At 65.3% G+C, this 17,342-nt stretch carries 19 protein-coding genes; 9 read left to right on the top strand and 10 right to left on the bottom strand.

Annotated elements, in window-relative coordinates; genetic code table 11:
- Positions 1-17: 17 nt before the first annotated feature.
- Entirely contained in the window at positions 18-674 is a 657-nt protein-coding gene (locus OA2633_RS09300; protein WP_009802284.1) for an SCO family protein, read from the bottom strand.
- Positions 675-875: 201 nt separating this feature from the next.
- On the opposite strand from OA2633_RS09300, the gene OA2633_RS09305 reads away from it, so the two are divergent.
- The 4 genes from OA2633_RS09305 (at position 876) to OA2633_RS09320 (ending at position 4,655) form a co-directional block, all read left to right on the top strand.
- Positions 876-2,234: an ActS/PrrB/RegB family redox-sensitive histidine kinase gene (locus OA2633_RS09305; RefSeq protein WP_009802285.1), complete on the top strand. Its 1,359-nt coding sequence runs from the start codon at positions 876-878 to the stop codon at positions 2,232-2,234.
- 115 nt (positions 2,235-2,349) lie between these two features.
- Positions 2,350-2,907 carry an ActR/PrrA/RegA family redox response regulator transcription factor gene (locus tag OA2633_RS09310; protein WP_009802286.1) on the top strand — a complete coding sequence of 186 codons (558 nt, stop codon included), beginning with the start codon at positions 2,350-2,352 and terminating at the stop codon, positions 2,905-2,907.
- A 66-nt stretch (positions 2,908-2,973) separates the two neighbouring features.
- On the top strand, positions 2,974-3,978 hold the full coding sequence (locus OA2633_RS09315) for a GlxA family transcriptional regulator (protein WP_009802287.1): 1,005 nt from the start codon (positions 2,974-2,976) through the stop codon (positions 3,976-3,978).
- Positions 3,975-4,655: a DJ-1/PfpI family protein gene (locus OA2633_RS09320; protein WP_009802288.1), complete on the top strand. Its 681-nt coding sequence runs from the start codon at positions 3,975-3,977 to the stop codon at positions 4,653-4,655. Before OA2633_RS09315 ends, OA2633_RS09320 begins: the two co-directional genes overlap by 4 nt.
- On the opposite strand, the gene OA2633_RS09325 is transcribed toward OA2633_RS09320, so the two are convergent.
- The 3 genes from OA2633_RS09325 to mmcB all read right to left on the bottom strand — a co-directional run bounded on the left by OA2633_RS09325 (position 4,643) and on the right by mmcB (position 7,936).
- Positions 4,643-5,101 carry a hypothetical protein gene (locus OA2633_RS09325; protein WP_009802289.1) on the bottom strand — a complete coding sequence of 153 codons (459 nt, stop codon included), beginning with the start codon at positions 5,099-5,101 and terminating at the stop codon, positions 4,643-4,645. The genes OA2633_RS09320 and OA2633_RS09325 overlap by 13 nt on opposite strands.
- A 248-nt stretch (positions 5,102-5,349) precedes the next feature.
- A complete protein-coding gene (locus OA2633_RS09330; RefSeq protein ID WP_009802290.1) occupies positions 5,350-7,353 on the bottom strand; it encodes a DUF3857 domain-containing protein in 2,004 nt (667 codons plus the stop codon).
- A 127-nt stretch (positions 7,354-7,480) separates the two neighbouring features.
- Entirely contained in the window at positions 7,481-7,936 is a 456-nt protein-coding gene (mmcB, locus tag OA2633_RS09335; protein WP_009802291.1) for a DNA repair putative endonuclease MmcB, read from the bottom strand.
- A gap of 8 nt (positions 7,937-7,944) precedes the next feature.
- Between mmcB and OA2633_RS09340 the strand changes: the two genes are divergently transcribed.
- The 4 genes from OA2633_RS09340 to OA2633_RS15395 all read left to right on the top strand — a co-directional run bounded on the left by OA2633_RS09340 (position 7,945) and on the right by OA2633_RS15395 (position 10,842).
- Positions 7,945-8,436 carry a metallopeptidase family protein gene (locus tag OA2633_RS09340; protein WP_009802292.1) on the top strand — a complete coding sequence of 164 codons (492 nt, stop codon included), beginning with the start codon at positions 7,945-7,947 and terminating at the stop codon, positions 8,434-8,436.
- A 17-nt stretch (positions 8,437-8,453) separates the two neighbouring features.
- A complete protein-coding gene (locus OA2633_RS09345) occupies positions 8,454-9,302 on the top strand; it encodes a DMT family transporter (RefSeq protein ID WP_009802293.1) in 849 nt (282 codons plus the stop codon).
- Positions 9,303-9,373: 71 nt separating this feature from the next.
- Positions 9,374-10,057, top strand: a complete 684-nt coding sequence (locus OA2633_RS09350; protein WP_009802294.1) for an inner membrane-spanning protein YciB — start codon at positions 9,374-9,376, stop codon at positions 10,055-10,057.
- Positions 10,058-10,116: 59 nt separating this feature from the next.
- Entirely contained in the window at positions 10,117-10,842 is a 726-nt protein-coding gene (locus OA2633_RS15395; RefSeq protein ID WP_009802295.1) for a thioredoxin family protein, read from the top strand.
- Here the strand turns inward: OA2633_RS15395 and OA2633_RS09360 are convergent.
- The 5 genes from OA2633_RS09360 to OA2633_RS09380 all read right to left on the bottom strand — a co-directional run bounded on the left by OA2633_RS09360 (position 10,839) and on the right by OA2633_RS09380 (position 15,833).
- Positions 10,839-11,402, bottom strand: coding sequence for a DUF1579 family protein (locus OA2633_RS09360; protein ID WP_009802296.1), 564 nt, complete (start codon positions 11,400-11,402; stop codon positions 10,839-10,841). The genes OA2633_RS15395 and OA2633_RS09360 overlap by 4 nt on opposite strands.
- 69 nt (positions 11,403-11,471) lie before the next feature.
- Positions 11,472-12,503 (bottom strand): DUF4340 domain-containing protein, encoded by a 1,032-nt coding sequence (locus tag OA2633_RS09365; protein WP_040612598.1) that lies wholly within the window; start codon positions 12,501-12,503, stop codon positions 11,472-11,474.
- Positions 12,500-14,347 (bottom strand): GldG family protein, encoded by a 1,848-nt coding sequence (locus OA2633_RS09370; protein ID WP_009802298.1) that lies wholly within the window; start codon positions 14,345-14,347, stop codon positions 12,500-12,502. The genes OA2633_RS09365 and OA2633_RS09370 overlap by 4 nt, the downstream gene beginning before the upstream one ends.
- A complete protein-coding gene (locus OA2633_RS09375) occupies positions 14,344-15,084 on the bottom strand; it encodes an ABC transporter permease (RefSeq protein WP_009802299.1) in 741 nt (246 codons plus the stop codon). Before OA2633_RS09375 ends, OA2633_RS09370 begins: the two co-directional genes overlap by 4 nt.
- Positions 15,081-15,833, bottom strand: a complete 753-nt coding sequence (locus OA2633_RS09380) for an ABC transporter ATP-binding protein (RefSeq protein ID WP_009802300.1) — start codon at positions 15,831-15,833, stop codon at positions 15,081-15,083. The genes OA2633_RS09375 and OA2633_RS09380 overlap by 4 nt, the downstream gene beginning before the upstream one ends.
- A gap of 376 nt (positions 15,834-16,209) precedes the next feature.
- Between OA2633_RS09380 and OA2633_RS09385 the strand changes: the two genes are divergently transcribed.
- Positions 16,210-16,509: a DUF2794 domain-containing protein gene (locus tag OA2633_RS09385; protein ID WP_241760702.1), complete on the top strand. Its 300-nt coding sequence runs from the start codon at positions 16,210-16,212 to the stop codon at positions 16,507-16,509.
- Positions 16,510-16,563: 54 nt separating this feature from the next.
- Here the strand turns inward: OA2633_RS09385 and OA2633_RS09390 are convergent, their stop codons facing one another.
- Positions 16,564-17,325 carry a Bax inhibitor-1/YccA family protein gene (locus OA2633_RS09390; RefSeq protein WP_009802302.1) on the bottom strand — a complete coding sequence of 254 codons (762 nt, stop codon included), beginning with the start codon at positions 17,323-17,325 and terminating at the stop codon, positions 16,564-16,566.
- Positions 17,326-17,342: the final 17 nt, after the last annotated feature.

Here is a 17,342-nt window from a genome sequence, read left to right on the forward strand (position 1 = left end):
CTGTCAGCTCAATTCGATTATGCCGGATTAGTCTCTAGAAACTGTTGAAGGCGTGAGGCGATCTGATCCGGGGTCGCCTGATGCGGAAAGACTTCAACAAACTCGCCATTCCGCCCCATCAGATAGATGAGCGAGGAATGGTCCATGGTGTATTCCGCCAGCGTGCCGTCATCCTCCACACGGGCGTAATAGACTCGATAGGCGCGGGCGGCCTCACGGATCTGCTCTTCGCTGCCGGTTAGGCCCAGCAGATTGTCGGGGAAGGCCGGCGACTGCACATAGGCGGCCAGCGCCTCGGGGGTGTCGCGTTCGGGATCCACCGTGATCAGGAGCGGCTGGAATTGTGCGCGCTGTTCAGGCGTCAGACGATCCAGAGCCGCCGCCATCACCTGAAGCGAGGTCGGGCAGATGTCCGGGCAGTAGGTGAAACCGAAATAGATCAGGGTCGGACGGCCTGCGAAGGTCTCTTCCGTCACCGTCCGGCCCGTATGATCCACCAGTGTGAACGGCCCGCCGATATCGGCCTGGCCGGACATGCGGACCGGAGCCGCCCCGGTGGTGTTCGCGCCTGTCCCGGCGCCCGGTGAGAGGGTCAGGATGGCGACCGCCGCGACGCCTGCGAGAATGGCGGCAATGGCGGGAAACAGCCAGATCGGTCGATTTTTCAAGTCCATGTGTAGTCCTGAGGTTGAGAGCGCGCCGGCGCAGCGCAATCATCCCCTCTGAGGTACGACATTCTTGTGTCAGATGCGAGCCCCGTATATCGCGGTGCAGCATCGCCGGACGCGACCATGCGCGTCATCTCGTCTCGTTGACCGCAAGCGCGGTCATCGCTCAGCTGACCGTTAAAGACGCTCCTCGGGGGAAGCCACACCGTGCGTGACAGCCAAATTGAACCTGACTGGTCAGAGCTTGACGCCGATCCTGACCTGACGCCCGTCTTCGGCCGCGTCCGACTGCGCACGCTGATCCTGCTGCGTTGGCTGGCGGTCGCCGGCCAGACGCTCGCCGTGATCGTGGTTTTCTACGGGCTGGGCTTTGATCTGCCCCTTGGCGCGTGTCTCGCCGTGATCGCCGCAAGCGCCTGGGTCAACGCCTGGCTGACGCTCGCCATGCCAACCCAGCGCTTCGCCAAGGACTGGGAAGCCTTTCTGCAGCTTGCCTATGACGTCATCCAGCTGATGGTTCTGCTGGCGTTGACGGGCGGTCTCACCAACCCCTTCTCGGTCATGCTGGTGGGCCCGGTGGTGATCGCGGTCTCCGCCCTGCCCGGGCGCTGGTGGCTGACTCTCGCGGCCATCGCCATCATCGGCTCGATCTCGCTGAGCATCTGGCATCTGCCCCTGCCCTGGGCGGACGGTCAAAGCGTCACCCTGCCCTCAACCTATCGCGCCGGCATCTGGATGGCGCTGGCCATCGCCATCGCCTTCACCGCCATCTATGCCTGGCGCGTCGGGTTCGAGGCGCAACGCATGGGCGCGGCCCTGGCGGCGACACAAAGCGTTCTGGCGCGCGAGCAACGCCTGTCGGCCCTGGGCGCGCTCGCCGCCGCCGCCGCACACGAGCTGGGCACGCCGCTGGCCACCATCCAGCTGACCGCCAAGGAAATGCTGCGCGCCGCCCAGGACGATATCGCGCGAGAGGACGCCGACCTCATCATTTCCCAGGCCCAGCGCTGTCGCGAGATCCTGCAGCGCCTGTCCCAATCGTCGCACAACACCGCGGACAAGATGCATGAGCGTATCGGCATCAAGGAGCTGATGGAGGAGGCCGCAGCCCCGCTCAAGGGCCTGGACGCCCATATCACGGTCAAGCTGGCCCCGCCGCCCGACCTGCCGGACGCGCCCGTGCTCAAGCGCCAGACCGAGCTGTTGTACGGCCTGGGCAACTTCATCGAGAACGCCGTGGATTTCGCCACCTCAGAAGTCCAGATCACCGGCGCCTGGACCGGCGACAGCCTGACCATCGTGGTCCAGGATGACGGGCCGGGCTTTCCGCCGGACATTCTCGCCAAGCTTGGCGAACCCTATGTCACCACGCGCCGGGGCCAGCCCGGCTATGGCGGCCTGGGCCTGGGCGTCTTCATCGCCGTCACCCTGATTGAACGCATTGGCGGTCGCGTGGACCTGACCAACGCCCCCCAGGGAGGCGCCCGCGTGGTGCTGAACCTGCCCCGTGCGCCGCTGGAGGCGGAACCGCGGAGCGATGTGGGCGCATCAGACCTTTCGCACTAAAATTTTCCGAATTGTCGAGCTGTCTTGCTTTCCATCCGACCTTTGCAGACGAGGGGAGAATGGGGGTAGAGATTAGGCCTGAACAAACCGACCCAGTTAAAGGAGCCTGTCGGCCGTGACCGAACACACTGAACTGGACCTTCCTGAAGACAAGACGCTGCTGCTGGTGGACGATGACGAGCCGTTCCGGAATCGGCTGTCGCGCGCCATGGAGAGCCGCGGCTTTGACGTGATCAGCGCGGTCGGCACGGTCGCCGAGGCCATCGTGATCGCCCGCAAGACGCCCCCCGCCTTCGCCGTGGTGGATTTGCGTCTGGATGACGGGGACGGCCTGGACGTGGTGCGCACCCTGCACGAAAGCCGCGATGACTGCCGCGTCATCATGCTGACCGGGTATGGCAATATCGCGACCGCCGTTGCGGCGGTGAAATCGGGCGCTGTGGACTATCTCGCCAAACCCGCAGACGCCGATGACGTGGTGAAGGCCTTGCTCGCCCAGCCTGACGCGAAACCCGCGCCGCCGGAGAACCCGATGAGCGCGGACCGGGTCCGGTGGGAGCACATCCAGCGCGTCTTCGAGCTGTGCAATCACAATGTGTCCGAGACGGCGCGCCGGCTGAACATGCACCGCCGCACCTTGCAGCGTATTCTCGCCAAGCGCGCCCCGCGCTAGGCAGATTGGCCCGATTTGACCGTTTTGGTCACTTAAGGCCGCGCCGGGTCCGGTCTAGGATGAGGCATGATCGCTTCCATCCCTGTCCGGACCCTGTGCTTCGTCGTCTATCCCGGCTTTGAGCTGCTGGATCTGACCGGCCCCTACGCCGTGCTCTCCAGCGCCGCCCGGCTGGCGCCGCAACTGGGATGGTCGCTCTGCATCGCCGCGCCCGAAGCAGGCCTTGTGACCTCAGGGCACGGGGTCGCCGTGCTGGCCGAACACGCCCTGCAGGAGCTGGAAGCGACCCCGCTTCACAGCCTGATCTGCGTCGGCGGAGACCGCGAGCCGGTCGAGACTGTTCTCTCCGATCAGGACTTTCTGGACCGTCTGCGAAGGACAGGCGAGGCCGCCGAGCGCTGCATCTCCATCTGCTCGGGCGCATATCTGCTCGCCGAAGCCGGGCTGGCCCGTCATCATCGCCTCACCACCCACTGGCGAGCCGTGCGGCATCTGTCGGAGCGTTATCCGGACATCAAGGTCGAGCCCGACGCCATCTACATCCAGGACGGAGCCATCTGGAGCTCAGCGGGCGTCACCGCCGGCATGGATCTGGCGCTCGCCCTGGTCGAACAGGAGGCGGGGCGCGCCCTCGCACTCAAGATCGCCCAGAACCTGCTGGTCCAGCGCCTGCGCTCAGGCGGGCAGAGCCAGTATTCCCCGGATCTGGCGGCCCAGGCCCGCCCTGAAAGCCGGCTCGCGCGCCTGTGTGACGCCGTGCGTCGCGAACCGTCCGCGGACTGGTCCATCGAAGCGCTATGCGACCGCTTTCACCTGTCCCGTCGCACCCTGAGCCGTCTGACCCGCACCGAGTTGAACCAGTCGCCCGCCCAGCTTGTGGAGCAATTGCGCGTGGAAGCCGCGCGCGCCCTGCTGGTGGAAACCGATCACGCCATCAGCGTCATTGCCGATATGTGCGGGTTCGGCGGCCTGCAAAGGCTGGATCGCGCCTTCCAGCGACAGCTGGGGGTGGCTCCACGCGACTTCCGCGCCCGCTTCCGCACCCCCTTTCCCCAGGAGACCGCATCATGAGCTTCACCATCGGCTTTCTTCTGTTTGACGATCTGACCCAGCTGGACTTCACCGGTCCCCTGCAGGTACTGAGCCGGGCGCCCGGCGCCGAGACGGCGCTGATCGCCCGCAAGGACGGACCAGTGCGCACCGATTGCGGCCCCTTCATCCTGCCCACCCATACGCTGGACACGGCGCCCGATCTCGATCTGCTGTGCGTGCCCGGCGGGTTCGGCGTGGACGCGATAATGCAGGACGCCGTCATGATCGAGTTCGTGCGCCGGCAGGGCGCGAAGGCCCGCTACGTCACCTCGGTCTGCACCGGCGCCTTCATCCTGGGCGCAGCCGGACTTTTGAAGGGCGTCCGCGCCACGACCCACTGGCGCTATCACGCGCATCTGTCCGCCTTCGGAGCCATTCCCGTAAATGAGCGCGTGGTGCATGACGGCCGGGTGATCACGGGAGGCGGGGTCACGGCCGGCATCGATTTCGCCCTGAGCGTGATGCGCGAGATCGCGGGCGACGCCGTCGCCGCCAGCATCCAGCTGGGGCTTGAATATGATCCGGCCCCGCCGCTGGACGCCGGCCATCCCGATCGCGCTTCATCCGACGTGCGCGAGGCTGTGGAGGCGCGCTTCGCCCCGCGCATGGAGGCCTTCGAAGCGCTGGTCGACGCGCTCACGGCTCAGGATGGATAGAGCCCCGTCCAGTAGCGCCGCCCCCGGTCCAGCTCATCCAGGCCCGCGGCCAGCGCCTCAAGGAAGACATGGCTCTGAACCAGCCTCACCGGGCCTTCCGCTTCACCTGCCCGGTCCAGGCTGACCTGTTCGGTGACGCCGCGCGCCAGATGATGACGCCAGAGCTGCTTGCGGATCGCCGCGTCGCCCTCGGCCAGACCCTTGTAAAGACCGGCATAGAGCTTACCGAGAACGGGGTCCCCGCAGGTGAGGTAAAGCCGCGTCAGGTCCTCGCCCAGCTTGGCGTCCGACATCTGACGCGCCGCATAGCGGCTGGCATTGGTCTTGGTCTCGATCAGGCGCGCCTCGAAACCCGCCTCGCCCATCCTGACGAAAATACCGTCCACGCCCTGCGGCCCGGGCCCCGGCTTGCCATTGATCGGCCGCCAGCCTTCAGCCGCCATCATCACACAACTCAGCGCCTCGCCGAATGCGCCCTGGTCATTGGAGCTGACAAACGCCCGCGGCGTGATCGGACGGAAGGGCGGCAGGACCAGCGGCGTCTCCCCCGTCCCGTCTCCATCCAGCCGGGCGCGCCAGCCCCGCCAGCCCCATCGGCCGGATATCCGGCGCCTGACGCGACCAGCGCGCTCAAACCCGCGAGCCCGAGCAGCTCCATCACCATCGCGACGGCCTCGCCGAACCCGCCGTCCGGCTAGATCCAGGGCATGTCGGTATAAAGCTCATAGGACACCATTGTGGGGATCACGCCCGCATCTTCCATCAGCTCGGGGGTCACCACCACCCATTTGGTCTTGAAGCTCTGCCGCCAGTCGATCTCGAGCACATTGTCCGCATATCGAACCGTCCGGCTGGCCTGAAAGGCTTCATTGTCCACCTCTCGCGCTCCGGTTTCGAAGGTCCAGACGTGGGACGGGCCGGGCAGATGGACTTCCACAAGGTGCCGCGCGCTCATGGGAAAGGGCAACCGGGATTCCTCGTCGAGCTCGATCAGGTACTGGGCCGCATAGAGCAGGGCGTCGGTAGTGAGGACCCGCGTGCGCGCGCCCTCCGCATCCGCCTTGCCGAAAAAGCGGGGCGCGCTGAGCTCGAGCCCGATCCGAAAGGTATTGTCGCGTACATTGTCATTGACGCTGAGATGATCGACCTGCACACCCTCAAACGCCTGATAGGCCTGTTGGAAGAAGGCCTCGCGATCGGCGTCGGACGCGTCCTCGAAGGCGGCGCGCATAAGGTTCGCATAATCCTCGCGATAGACCAGCTGCACATCAATCACCAGAGCGTCATCCGGACTCTGGGGGAGATGGTAGACCTGACGAATATCGGTCCAGGGATCGCCCGTCTCCCGGTCCGGCATGTCAATGAGTCCCTCCTCGCCGCCATCCAGCACCAGCGCCAAGTCGTAATCGGGTTGCTCACGCTGATCCATCAGGCCGCGCTGAAGGCTCAGCGTCGGGTCCACCCAGTAGTGCTGGCCCTGCCAGGCGATGCGGACGATGACATGGTCAAAGGCTTGCGGCGTGGCTGCAATGTCCGCCAGATCCCGTCCATCCAGACTGTTCACCAGCGCTGCATGGGCCTCGACGCCAAGCGCCTTGAGCAACTGGATCAGCAGGAGGGACTTCGCTTTGCAGTCTCCATTCCGCGTGCGCAACGTCTCCTCCGGGCTGGCCGGGGTATACCCCTGCTCGCCCAGGGAAATCGCGAAATAGCTCACATGATCCTGCACGAACTGGATGGCGCGCACCAGTTGAAGCTCAGGGTCGTCCGTGGAGCTGCGTATGCGGTCCGCCACCTCGCGCACATCCGCCGAAGGGCGGCCGGCGTCATAAAGATCATGCCCCCAGCGTTTGACGGCCATCCAGTCCTCGAACTGGGTGATCAGCCAGCCTGACGTCTGCTGGAAGCGGTTATAGGGGTCAAAGTCGAGATTGGCGGTGACGGCCTGTTCGGGATAGAGGAAGCCCTGATAGCCGTCCGCCTCCTCGATCTCGGGCTGGGCCGCGTCCCCGAGGGTCTGCAGCCGGGCGTCATCGGGCGCGAGCACGCGAATGCGGGCTTTCGGACTGTCCACATAATACTGAACCCCGACGAACTCGCTCACCCGTCCGTTCATACTGGGATGGCCGCCTGTCACCGACCAGCTCAGATCCAGCGTGTCGCCCGCCTGCACATTCGGGATGCGCACCAGCGCGCGCTCCAGCCCCGTCACCACGCCCTGGCCCAGCTGGTCCTCCGCCTGGATCTGGTCGATGAACAGGTCCGCCCCCCGGTCCTGACGCACCCCGTTCCGGATCACGGCGAAGTCGTGCAACAGAACACTTTGATAATCGGGGTAAAAATCGATCAACCGGGTTGAAACCGCCTCGGCCGCCTGACGGTTGGCCAGATCCACCACCATACGGATATAGCGCACAGGACGCTCGGCGCGCAGATCGGTCTGCTGGTCGATCAGACGGTAATGCAGGCCAGTCTGGGAGTCCGCGAGCGCCTGACGATCGAACGGAACGGGTTCGAGCGGCTCCACAAACCCCGGCGTCGGACTGAAGACCACCTCGCCCGCAGGGTGCGAGTCCTCGGCGAGCGGGGCTCCGGCCTCGCTGGGCGGCAGCTTCAAGAGGCCCGTCGCCGCCAAGCCGGCGACCACCAGCGCCGCCACGATGAACACGATATTGAAATAGCGTACGAAAGCTCGCATCGCTCACCCCCTCACAGCGATGACGCGACCCCTCGCACCATCATTCCCCGTCACTAGCCTAGAAAGCGAACTTGCAGGCGTCCAGCACGAGAAAGGCGGAAAGAGCGATATTTTTCCTGAAGCTGGCCTAGATGGCGCGAAGCGCGCGCTCGGCGGCGTTGCGGGCGAACTTCAAGGTCAGCGCCTTGCGCCGGGCCGGGGCGAGCTTGGCGACCGGGCTTTCACGCACCACCGCGCCGCCGAACCCGTCCGCAATGATGAGGCCGGTCTGCTGGGGCAGAATGTCGGACGGGAAGCGCTCGGAGACCGCGAAATAGAACCGGTCGCACCAGGCGAAATAGTCGGGCCATTTCTCATCGGTCCTGAAATCCTGAACGCCGGACTTCACTTCCACGATCACCATCTCGCCCTTCGGGCCCAGGCCTGCAAGGTCCGCCCGGCGGCCGCAGGGCAGGGTGAACTCGGCGATCGCGGTGATCCCCAGATCCATCAGGAGTCGCGCCGCGCCGCGCATGAGGAGGCGCGCATCATCAATCGCGGGATTGCTGGCGCGCGCGGTGGGAAGGGGATCAGTAACAGCCATGCCGCATCATGTTCATTTTATGTTCTCGCGGCAAGCCCCTGCGGGCTCTGGTCTCGGACCCGACGGCGCCCTATCTGTCCATCATGTTCAGAAGTCGAGACCTTTCCCGCCTCACCGCGCCCGACGAAGCGCAGTTTCTCGAGATCGCCCAGAGCGCCTGGGACGGTCTGCCCGAACAATTTCGGGCCCTGTGCGGCAATGTGGTGATCCAGACCCCGGACTTTGCCGACGAGGCGACCCTGGCCCATTTCAACATGGACAGCGCCTATCAATTGACCGGGCTCTACCATGGCGTCGATCTGACCCGGAAATCCGTGCTCGATCCGGCGGCGGGGCCTGATTACGTCTTCCTGTACCGCCTGCCGATCCTTCTGGAATGGTGCGAGCGGGGCGATGTGACCCTGTCAGAGATCATCACCCATGTGCTGGTGCACGAGATCGGCCATCATTTTGGCCTGTCGGACGATGACATGCATGTGATCGAGGATCAGGCGGACTGATCTGCTAGAAGCGGGCCATGGAGACGATCCCGCCCCTTGCAGCGCTGGCCGCGCTGATATCCGCCATGGCCCATGCCGGCATGGCGCTGTTCACCAAGCGCGCCGAGGACACGCTCACCTTCCGGGGCGTGTCCATGGTCTTTTCCGCCCTCTGGCTCAGCCCGGTCCTGTTTCTGTTTCCGCTCCCCGGCTGGGAGGTCTGGCGCTTCCTGCTGATGGGCGCCGGACTGATCTGGGCCTTCAACATGCTCATGATCTCCGCCTTCCGACGCGGATCAATGAATCTGGTCTATCCGGTGATGCGCGGCGCCGCCCCGGCGATCGCGGGCCTGTTCGCCTTCGTCTTTCTGGGCGAACCCCTGAGTCCGCTGGCGATCATCGGCCTGTCGGTCGCCTCCGCCGCCATCATCGCCTTCGCCTGGCCTGAAAGGAGCGGCGCCCCCAAGGCCGCAGCGCTCGGCTTCGCCCTGTCCGCTGCAGTCATGACGGCAAGCTATACGGTGAATGACGCCTCGGGGGTGCGCGCCGCCGGATCAGCGCTCATTTACGCCGCCTGGTTCTTCGTGCTGAGCGCGATCACGCTGGTGGGGACCGCCTGGATCCGACGCGGAGATCAGCTCATCCGCGTCGCCCGGTCCGAACTCAGACGCGGCTTCTACGCCTCCTTCTTCAACATCACCACCTATGGCCTCGCGCTCTACGCCTACGCCAACGCACCCGTCGCGCCCATGGCGGCGCTGCGGGAGACTTCGGTGGTGTTCGGAGCCATCGTCGCGGCGGCCATCCTGAAGGAGCCGCTGGGCGTGCGCCGCATCGGTCTGGCGGTGGTGCTGGCGCTCGGGCTGGCTGCAATTCAGCTGGGATAGCCGATCTGACTTTCGCCCGCCTGCGTATTAGGGCATCAAGGATGTTCAATAAGCCAAGCGGACACGAACCCATGTCAGACGCCCAGACCGTCACCTCCAAGAGCACCATCGGACAGGGCTCCAAGCTGCTCGTCGACGTCGGGCCGGCGGCGATCTTCATGATCACCTACAATGTCGCCAAGCGACTGGTGGAGGATCAGGCGATCTACTGGGCGACGGGCATCTTCATGCTCGCCACGGCTGCGGCCGTGGTCTACGCCATCGTCACCCAGAAGCGCTTTCCGCCCATGCTGGCGGTGACCTTCGTCATCGTGACGCTGTTCGGCGGCATGACGATCTATCTGCAGGATCCGATCTTCATCTTCATCAAGCCGACGATCATCAATCTGATCTTCTGCTTTGCGATCCTGTTCAGCTTCGCGCTCGGCTTCAATGTCTGGAAGCGCCTGTTCGGGTCGATCTACTCCATGCCCGACCATGCCTGGGTCATGCTGGGCATTCGCTGGGCGTTGTTCTTCGCCTTCCTGGCGGTGCTGAACGAGGTGATGTGGCGGCACATTGTCGACGCCAACGTGCCCGAAAGCGCACGCTGGTTCGCGGGGCTCGAGCTGAGCGAGGCCTTCTGGGTCAATTTCCGCTTCTTCGGCACCTTCCCGCTCTTCTTCCTGTTCGTGCTGGCCAATGTCCCGATGACGCTGAAATACGCCAAATCGGCCGAGGAGAGCGAAGAGAGCGCGACGAAAGACTCCCATTGAAACAGGCCATAACGGCCCTGTGAATTTCAAGCGAGCGGGATATGGGCTAGTAAGCACTTATGCTTACCTGGCTCTCCGTTCTGGCCGTGCTGTTTCAGGCCCATGCCGCCCCGTCTCATGAGACGCAGGCGATGCCCGAGCGGGCTGTGCCCGCCCCGTCTGACAGCGTGCGCGTGGTGGAGTTGTTCACCTCCCAGGGCTGCCCGCTCTGCCCGTCCGCCAATCAGCTTCTGGCCGAATTCGGCGCAGAAGAGAACGTGATCGCGCTGGCCTGGGGCGTGAACTACTGGGACGCCTATGGCTGGACGGACCAGTTCGCCATGCCCGAATTTGTGGATCGTCAGAAAGCCTATGTGGAGGCGGGCGAGGCCATGCGGGTCTACACGCCGCATTTCGTGCTCAATGGCGCACCCGAGCAATTGCGCTTTGATCCTGATCGGATCAGCGCCGCCTTCAACGCCAGCCCCCCCATCCGAGCCGCTCGCATCGAGGAAACCGGGACGGGCGCGCTGACGCTCGCCCTCACAGGCGAACGCGCGACGCCCGCTGAAATCTGGATTGTCCAGTACGAGCCCGGCGTTCAGACCCGCCAGATCGAGAGCGGCCGAAACGCCGGTCTGCGCATGACCCATTTCAACATGGTCCGCGCAGTTGAAAAGCTGGCGGACTGGAATGGCGGAGAGGCCTCCTATGTGCTGCCCGATACGGCTGACGGGCTCGACGCCGTGGTGCTGGTTCAGGACGGGCAGGGCGGTCGCCTGCTGTCAGCGGCGAAACTGCCCTAATCCGCCGGCGCGTAGTGCTGATCGAAATAGAGCTGCCAGCTCTCGCCGCGATCCGCGCTCATATAGACCTCGAAGGCATGACCGTCCGAGCCGGTGAAGTCATGCACCAGCTTGAAATGAAGCTGTCCGCCCTCGATGGGATAGGATGTGTCTGCGCGCAGATTGGTCGTCACCAGGCGCCCCTGCGCGTCAAACGCGCCCTCATAGATGTCCAGAAGGCCAAAGGCGTCATCCATGACGCTCAGCCGGTAGACCTCGCGATACGGGTCATAGGTGAAGAGCGTGCGCAGCTCGGTCAGGCCCTCTGAGCCGAGATCGATCCGTGCGGTCTCCTCCAGTCCGCGATCATTGAACGCATAACCCGCTTGCGCCATCCCCGGCTCGAGCGCCTGAGCGCCTGACGGGCCCATGATCTGGCCCGTGACAACCCATTCGCCCGCGAGCGGCGCGAGACGCGCCATCGCCTCAAGCTGGCGGGCCGACACATCATCCTGCGCATGTGCGGCCGTTGCGCTCGCCACCATGCAAGCCGCGCCCAGCACGATCGATCTCAAGTCCATGACGTCCTCCCCGCCTGTCCCGAGAGATCAGACTGGCGCAGAGCCGGAAGGGCGCAAAGTGAATTGGGGTTAACGTACGGGCTCGGCCACCTGATCGAGCGCCCGGGTCAGACGTTCATAGGCGTCTTCGCTGACCAGGAAGGCCCAGCCCTCCACCTGGTCATTGAAATGCTCCGCCCGGGGGGCCGCGTCATCGGCGAGTGCGGCGAGTTCGATGGTCGCCCAACGCTCATCGCCTTCGGCGAAGAACAGCATTTCGTAGGCGAGCCCCGAGAAGGTCACCGCCGCATGGCGGGCCACATAGGCGCCCACCAGCTCCTGATCGGGTTTGACGTCGCGGAAGCGCAATTGCGCGCCCGCCGTGGCCACGCCATTGGCGGCGCCGGCCGTCACAAGACGCCAGCCCGACGGTTCGCGCAATTCGTAATAGCGCTGCGCCTCGCCCGCGCGCATGACCCGCCAGCTCGGCCCGAATTCAGGCTGGATTTCCGCGCGCGCGATGGCCGAGGCGTCATGGGTCCAGAAATCAAGCCCCATCCAGCGGCCCGCATCCCCCAGAGTGTCCGCGCCCGCCACCGGCCCGGACGCCGCATAGGCGCGCACACCGCCCGGACGGCGCACATAGAGGCCGCGCTCGCCGCGCAAGCGCCCGATGATCAGATCGGCCAGCACCTCGTCCTCGGCATTGCTGATCGTCACCCTGACGCCGTCGCCGCCCGTCTCGGGATCGCCCAGGCCCAGACGGTCAAACTTGTCGGCGTCCCGTGTCATGGCCTCGGCGAACTTAAGCCCCTGAAGCAGCGTATCCAGCTCGGCGATGCGTTCGGCGCGGACGGGATAATCCCCCCGGTTCGCCATGACCCATCGGCCGTCTCGTTCTTCCATCACGAACGCGCCGTCGGCGGTCTCTATACGGATGCGTGACGCGTTCGCCGCCTGCCCGGACCAGTCCGGAACGACGGGACCGCTGACCTCCGGCGCTTGCCCCAGACGCGCATCGCGCCACACAGCGGTCGCCCCCAGCGCCAGCAGGGCCAGCGCCGCGCCCAGGCTGATCAGCGCCTGCAAACCGCGTCGTTTGTGGGGCGTTTGCCGGCTCATGCCCGATGTCTCCTGCGCCAGACCGCAGCCAGCACGCCCAGAACCAGCACCACCAGCGGCGGCAGCCAGAGCGTCCAGAGCAGAAGCCGGTTTTCAAGGGCATCGATCTCGACCCGGAAGCCGCGCTCGATCTCACGCAGACGCTCCCGGGCGTCCAGGATCTGCGCGCGCAGGGCGTCCGCCTCGGCCGCATCCGCACTGCCCGCCCCGCCCAGCGCCGACGCCCGGCCCAGACGGGTGAGCTCCTCCAGACGCCCCTCGGCTTCGCTCAGCTCGGCCTGAAGGCTGTCCTGCAGCGTCAGATAGCGCGCTTCCGCAGCCGTGCGCAGGGCGTCCACGCGCGTCATGGGGCGATCCGAGCGCGAGCGCGAGCGCAAGGTGACCAGCGCCCGATCCCCCGCCAGCCGGTCCACAAGGTTCAGGACGAGCGACAGATTATCCGCCACCACCTGTTCGCCCTGGACCGGGTCGGCGCGCAGATAGAAGGCCGGGTCAAACAGGTCCACATCCGCGAGCACGATCACCTCGCCTGATCCTGTGCTTTCGACCAGATGTTCGGTCCGGATCGGCGCGCCGTCATCCACGGGCGGGCCGTCGGGAAAGGCCGTGCGGAACCGGCCGTCCAGCAATAGCCCCAGGGTCAGGGGCGCATCGGTCGCCGGCTCGAAACCGCGCATCAGTTCTTCGGGCGAGGGGCTCGACGCGGCGATGTCTGCGTCAAGGCGCGCGCCCTGGGCGCTGGTGGACAGGAGCGGCGTCGCGTTCAGACCCGTTTCCGGCTCAAAGCCCAGCACGCCCGGCGAGCCCAGATTGACCGCCCGCGACAGGCCCGCAAGGCCGGGCAGGGCCTGATTGAGACCCGCAGGCGGTACGGAAAACCACAGCGGATAGGCGCGCATGCGGGTGCGCCCAGCCTCCACGATCTGGACAGGAAGACCTGTCTCCCCGTCCATGCCGACGGCGTTGCGATCATAAAGCACGCCCCAGCTGGCGAACAGGCGCGGCAGATCGGTCGCCCGCTGCGCGTTCAGCGGCGGCAAACCGTCCGGCCCGGGCTTGAGCGCGAGATGCGCCATCGGGTCCACCGCGACCATCACCAGGCCACGGGCAAGGGTGAACTGGTCGATGAGATAGAGCTGACGCTCGCTCATGACCGGCGGGTGGATCACCAGAAGCGCGTCCGCATCCTCAGGGATGACATCGAAATCGGGCTCCAGCCAGCTCAGCTGATAGGTGGCGCCCAGCTCGTCAATAATCCGGTTGCCGCTGCGTCCGTCCCGGTCCGGCGCGAAGGGCAGGTCCGATACGATGGCCAGATGCGGCGTTCTCGCGCGTTCCAGCTCGGCGATCAGACGCACGATCTCGTATTCCAGCCGCGCTTCGTCCTGCGGATCAAAGAAGGCGATGATGCGCGCCTCGTCCACGGCGTTGCGGCCCACCAGACCGAAGAAGATCTGTCCGCCGCCCTCGACCGGGACGGGCTGAAGGCCCGAGGAGATGGCTGCATCCTCTTCGGGAGAGAAAGGCGACGGATCAATTTCTTCGAGGCGCAGCGCGCCGCCCGACCGCGCTGACAGCGTGCGCAGGAGCTCGCGCACCCGGGCGCCATAGGCCCGCAATTCGGGATAGCCCGCCGCCTCGGCGCGCGAATAGTAGAAATCGAGCGTCATCGGCTCATCAAGCCGGCCCAGCACATCGCGCGTGCCGTCCGAGAGCTCGTAAAGGCTGCGTTCGGTGAGATCGAGACGGGCGCCGTCCAGAAGAAGGCGCGCGGCCATGTTCAGGCCGGCGAAGCCCAGGATCAGGCTGAGGATCATCACCCACAGGAAACGCGTCCGGTTCATCGACCGCCTCCCCGGCGCGCATCGATCAACGCCATGGCGAGCCCCAGCCCAAGCCCCATCAGGGAGAAGAAATAAATCAGGTCCGCCAGGCTGATGACGCCGCGGCGCAGGCTGTCGAACCGGGCCAGGGCGGACAGATCGGCCAGCGCCTCGGCCACCGCGCCAGGCATGTGCGCGGAAAGGGCGTCGAGCACGAAAGGAGCGCCCGATACGGTCACGAGAAAACACGCGCCCACGCCCAGTACGAAAGCGATCACCTGGTTGGGGGTGGAGGCGGACAGGGCCTGGCCCAGCGCCAGATAGCCGCCCGCCAGCAACAGCGCGCCCAGATAGGCGGTGGCGATGGCGGCGTTGTCCGGATTGCCGAGATAGTTCATCGCGCCCCACATGGGGAAGGTCAGCGCCAACGCCAGCGCGGCGACGCTCAACGCGGCCAGGAATTTGCCCAGCACCATCTCTGACAACGCGATCGGGCTCGCCAGCAGCACTTCCAGAGTGCCCCGGTCGCGTTCCTCCGCCCAGGCGCGCATGGCGAGCGCAGGCATCAGCACCAGCAAGAGCCAGGGCATATAGTCAAAGAGCGGAGCGAGATCGGCGCGACCGGTATCAAACAACCGCCCGACCCGCCAGGCGAAGGCGGGAGCGGCGAAGGCGAACACCGACAGGAAGACATAGGCGAGCGGCGTCTCGAAATACGCCGCCACTTCGCGCCGATAGATGGCGATCAGACCGGTCATGCGCGCGATCCTGGACGGTCGGAGAGGACCGGATCCTCCATGGCGCGGGTCAGGCCGCGGAACGCGCTTTCCAGGCTGCCGCCAAACTGGCGCGCCACATCGGCAGGCGTCCCGTCCACCTTGATCCGACCCTCTGCGATGACCACGGCGCGCGAGCACATGGCCTCCACTTCATCGAGCAGATGAGTGGAGATCAGGATCGCCTTCTTGGGCGCCATCTCGGAGATCAGGGCGCGCACCCCGTCCTTCTGGTTGGGGTCGAGGCCGTCAGTGGGTTCATCCAGGATCAGCACGGGCGGGTCATGGGCGATGGCGGCGGCGAGCGCCGCCCGGCGCTTATAGCCCTTGGACAGGGCGCCAATGGCCTTGTCCGCCATCTTGCCCAGTTGCGCGCGATCGAGCGCCACACGGGTCGCCTCATCGAGATTGGCGCCGGCATAGCCCCGCGCGCGCAAGCCAAAGCGCACGAACCCCCGGGCCGTCATGGAGGGATAGGCGGGGGCGCCTTCGGGCAGATAGCCCAGATGCGATTGCGCGGAGCGGCGGTCGATATGGCAATCGAAATCGGCGATCAGAGCGCGGCCGTCATCGGGCTCCAGACACCCCGCCAGCATGCGCATGGTGGTGGATTTGCCCGCGCCATTGGGGCCGAGGAACGCGACCACTTCGCCGCGTTCGACCGTAAAGGACACTTCATCCACGGCGGTGAAGCCGGCGAAGCGTTTGATCAGGCGGTCAGCGCGGATCATGGGCGGCGGATCATCCCGTCAGCGGCGGAAAACTGCACAACAGGGGTAGCTTACCTCTTCCCCTCACACCAGCTTTCTAGAGGCCCGGAATGACCAAAGCCTGAAAATTCAAAATCCGATGTCAGGAAGAAGGTGTCGACCGGCGCTCACCGCCAGACCCGGGGGGCTGGGGGGGCTGTGAATCCAGATCAGGCGGGTTTTGTATGCGCCAGCCGACCGCTTTAAGGTGGTGACGGGGTTAGGCTGCCCGAGGACGAAATTGAGGCGAGATTGCGGCAGACTGTGAAAAGTTCGTAAGGTCCAGATCAAAGGTTAATTCAGAACAGACATGGCTTTGACTCCCCTTCCCACGCCCCGCCCGCGCGACGACCGGATCATGTTTCATCGCACGGAGCTGGACCAGATCCTGAGGGTTTACGGCATGATGGTGGCGGGCGGCGAATGGCGCGACTACGCCATAGACGGTCTCAAGGATCGCGCTGAATTCTCCATCTTCAGGAACGCCGCCGAAGTGCCGATCTATCGCATCGTGAAAACCCCGGCCGACGCCCGCAGACAGGGCGCCTGGAAGGTGGTTGCGCCGGGCGGAACCATCCTCAAGCGCGGTCATGACCTGTCCAACGTGCTCAAGGTCTTCGACAACCAGCTCAGGAAGCTGAGCTGGAGCGGTTCCTGAAACAAAAAACCCCGGAGCATTCGCTCCGGGGTTTTTGCTGGACTGGTGGATCGCCTAGTCGCGATTGCCCAGGATCATCAGGATGATCTGGAACATGTTGATGAAGGCGATGTAGAGGTTCAGCGCGCCGTAATAGGTCAGCACGCCCAGGGACCGCTGGTCGCCGCGCGCCTCCACATAGGTCAGTTTCAGCGATTGGGTCTGCCAGGCCACCACGCCCGCCATCAGGCCCAGGATCGCGAACTGGATCAGCCATTGCAGACCCGAGCTCTCGATCAGGAACACGTTCAGCAGCGAGATCAGCACCACGCCGATCACCGCCATGACGAGGAAGCTGCCAATGGGCTGCAGGTTCGTCTTGGTGGTGTAGCCATACAGCGAGAGTCCGAAGAAGGCCGCCGCAGTAATGAAGAAGGCCTGCGCGATCGTGCCCATGGTGACCGAGATGGTCCCCGTCAGGGTCTCGGCGCTGGCGCCGGTGGTCGCCATCAGGACCCAGACCCCGAGGCCCGTGCCAATGAGGGAGACAACGGCCCAGTACAGGACCGCCGCGCCCAGCGGGGACGGGTTGCGCATGAAGAACATGGAGCCGAACAGCAGCACGATCGGGCCGAACTGGACGACAAAATAGAGCGGCGAGTTGAAGACGAGCTGCGTCACCGGATCCACAGTGCCCGCCACGAAGGCGAGAACGGCGGAGAGGACGAGCCCGAGGCCCATCTTGTTGTAAACGCCCAGCATGAAGCTGCGCAGGCCGGCATCCACAGAGGTGTCGAGCGTCTGTGCGCCGTAAGCAGGGTGCGAAAACTGGTTCATGATGTCCTTCTCAACCA

This window comes from Oceanicaulis sp. HTCC2633 (assembly GCF_000152745.1).
GTDB lineage: Bacteria > Pseudomonadota > Alphaproteobacteria > Caulobacterales > Maricaulaceae > Oceanicaulis.

Excerpts from the sequence above, each read along its gene's own strand:
- OA2633_RS09300 (WP_009802284.1), bottom strand. The coding sequence starts at position 674 with ATGGACTTGAAAAATCGACCGATCTGGCTGTTTCCCGCCATTGCCGCC.
- OA2633_RS09315 (WP_009802287.1), top strand. The coding sequence starts at position 2,974 with ATGATCGCTTCCATCCCTGTCCGGACCCTGTGCTTCGTCGTCTATCCC.
- OA2633_RS09320 (WP_009802288.1), top strand. The coding sequence starts at position 3,975 with ATGAGCTTCACCATCGGCTTTCTTCTGTTTGACGATCTGACCCAGCTG.
- OA2633_RS09325 (WP_009802289.1), bottom strand. The coding sequence starts at position 5,101 with ATGATGGCGGCTGAAGGCTGGCGGCCGATCAATGGCAAGCCGGGGCCC.
- OA2633_RS09330 (WP_009802290.1), bottom strand. The coding sequence starts at position 7,353 with ATGCGAGCTTTCGTACGCTATTTCAATATCGTGTTCATCGTGGCGGCG.
- mmcB (WP_009802291.1), bottom strand. The coding sequence starts at position 7,936 with ATGGCTGTTACTGATCCCCTTCCCACCGCGCGCGCCAGCAATCCCGCG.
- OA2633_RS09340 (WP_009802292.1), top strand. The coding sequence starts at position 7,945 with ATGTTCATTTTATGTTCTCGCGGCAAGCCCCTGCGGGCTCTGGTCTCG.
- OA2633_RS09345 (WP_009802293.1), top strand. The coding sequence starts at position 8,454 with ATGGAGACGATCCCGCCCCTTGCAGCGCTGGCCGCGCTGATATCCGCC.
- OA2633_RS09350 (WP_009802294.1), top strand. The coding sequence starts at position 9,374 with ATGTCAGACGCCCAGACCGTCACCTCCAAGAGCACCATCGGACAGGGC.
- OA2633_RS15395 (WP_009802295.1), top strand. The coding sequence starts at position 10,117 with ATGCTTACCTGGCTCTCCGTTCTGGCCGTGCTGTTTCAGGCCCATGCC.
- OA2633_RS09360 (WP_009802296.1), bottom strand. The coding sequence starts at position 11,402 with ATGGACTTGAGATCGATCGTGCTGGGCGCGGCTTGCATGGTGGCGAGC.
- OA2633_RS09365 (WP_040612598.1), bottom strand. The coding sequence starts at position 12,503 with ATGAGCCGGCAAACGCCCCACAAACGACGCGGTTTGCAGGCGCTGATC.
- OA2633_RS09370 (WP_009802298.1), bottom strand. The coding sequence starts at position 14,347 with ATGAACCGGACGCGTTTCCTGTGGGTGATGATCCTCAGCCTGATCCTG.
- OA2633_RS09375 (WP_009802299.1), bottom strand. The coding sequence starts at position 15,084 with ATGACCGGTCTGATCGCCATCTATCGGCGCGAAGTGGCGGCGTATTTC.
- OA2633_RS09380 (WP_009802300.1), bottom strand. The coding sequence starts at position 15,833 with ATGATCCGCGCTGACCGCCTGATCAAACGCTTCGCCGGCTTCACCGCC.
- OA2633_RS09385 (WP_241760702.1), top strand. The coding sequence starts at position 16,210 with ATGTTTCATCGCACGGAGCTGGACCAGATCCTGAGGGTTTACGGCATG.
- OA2633_RS09390 (WP_009802302.1), bottom strand. The coding sequence starts at position 17,325 with ATGAACCAGTTTTCGCACCCTGCTTACGGCGCACAGACGCTCGACACC.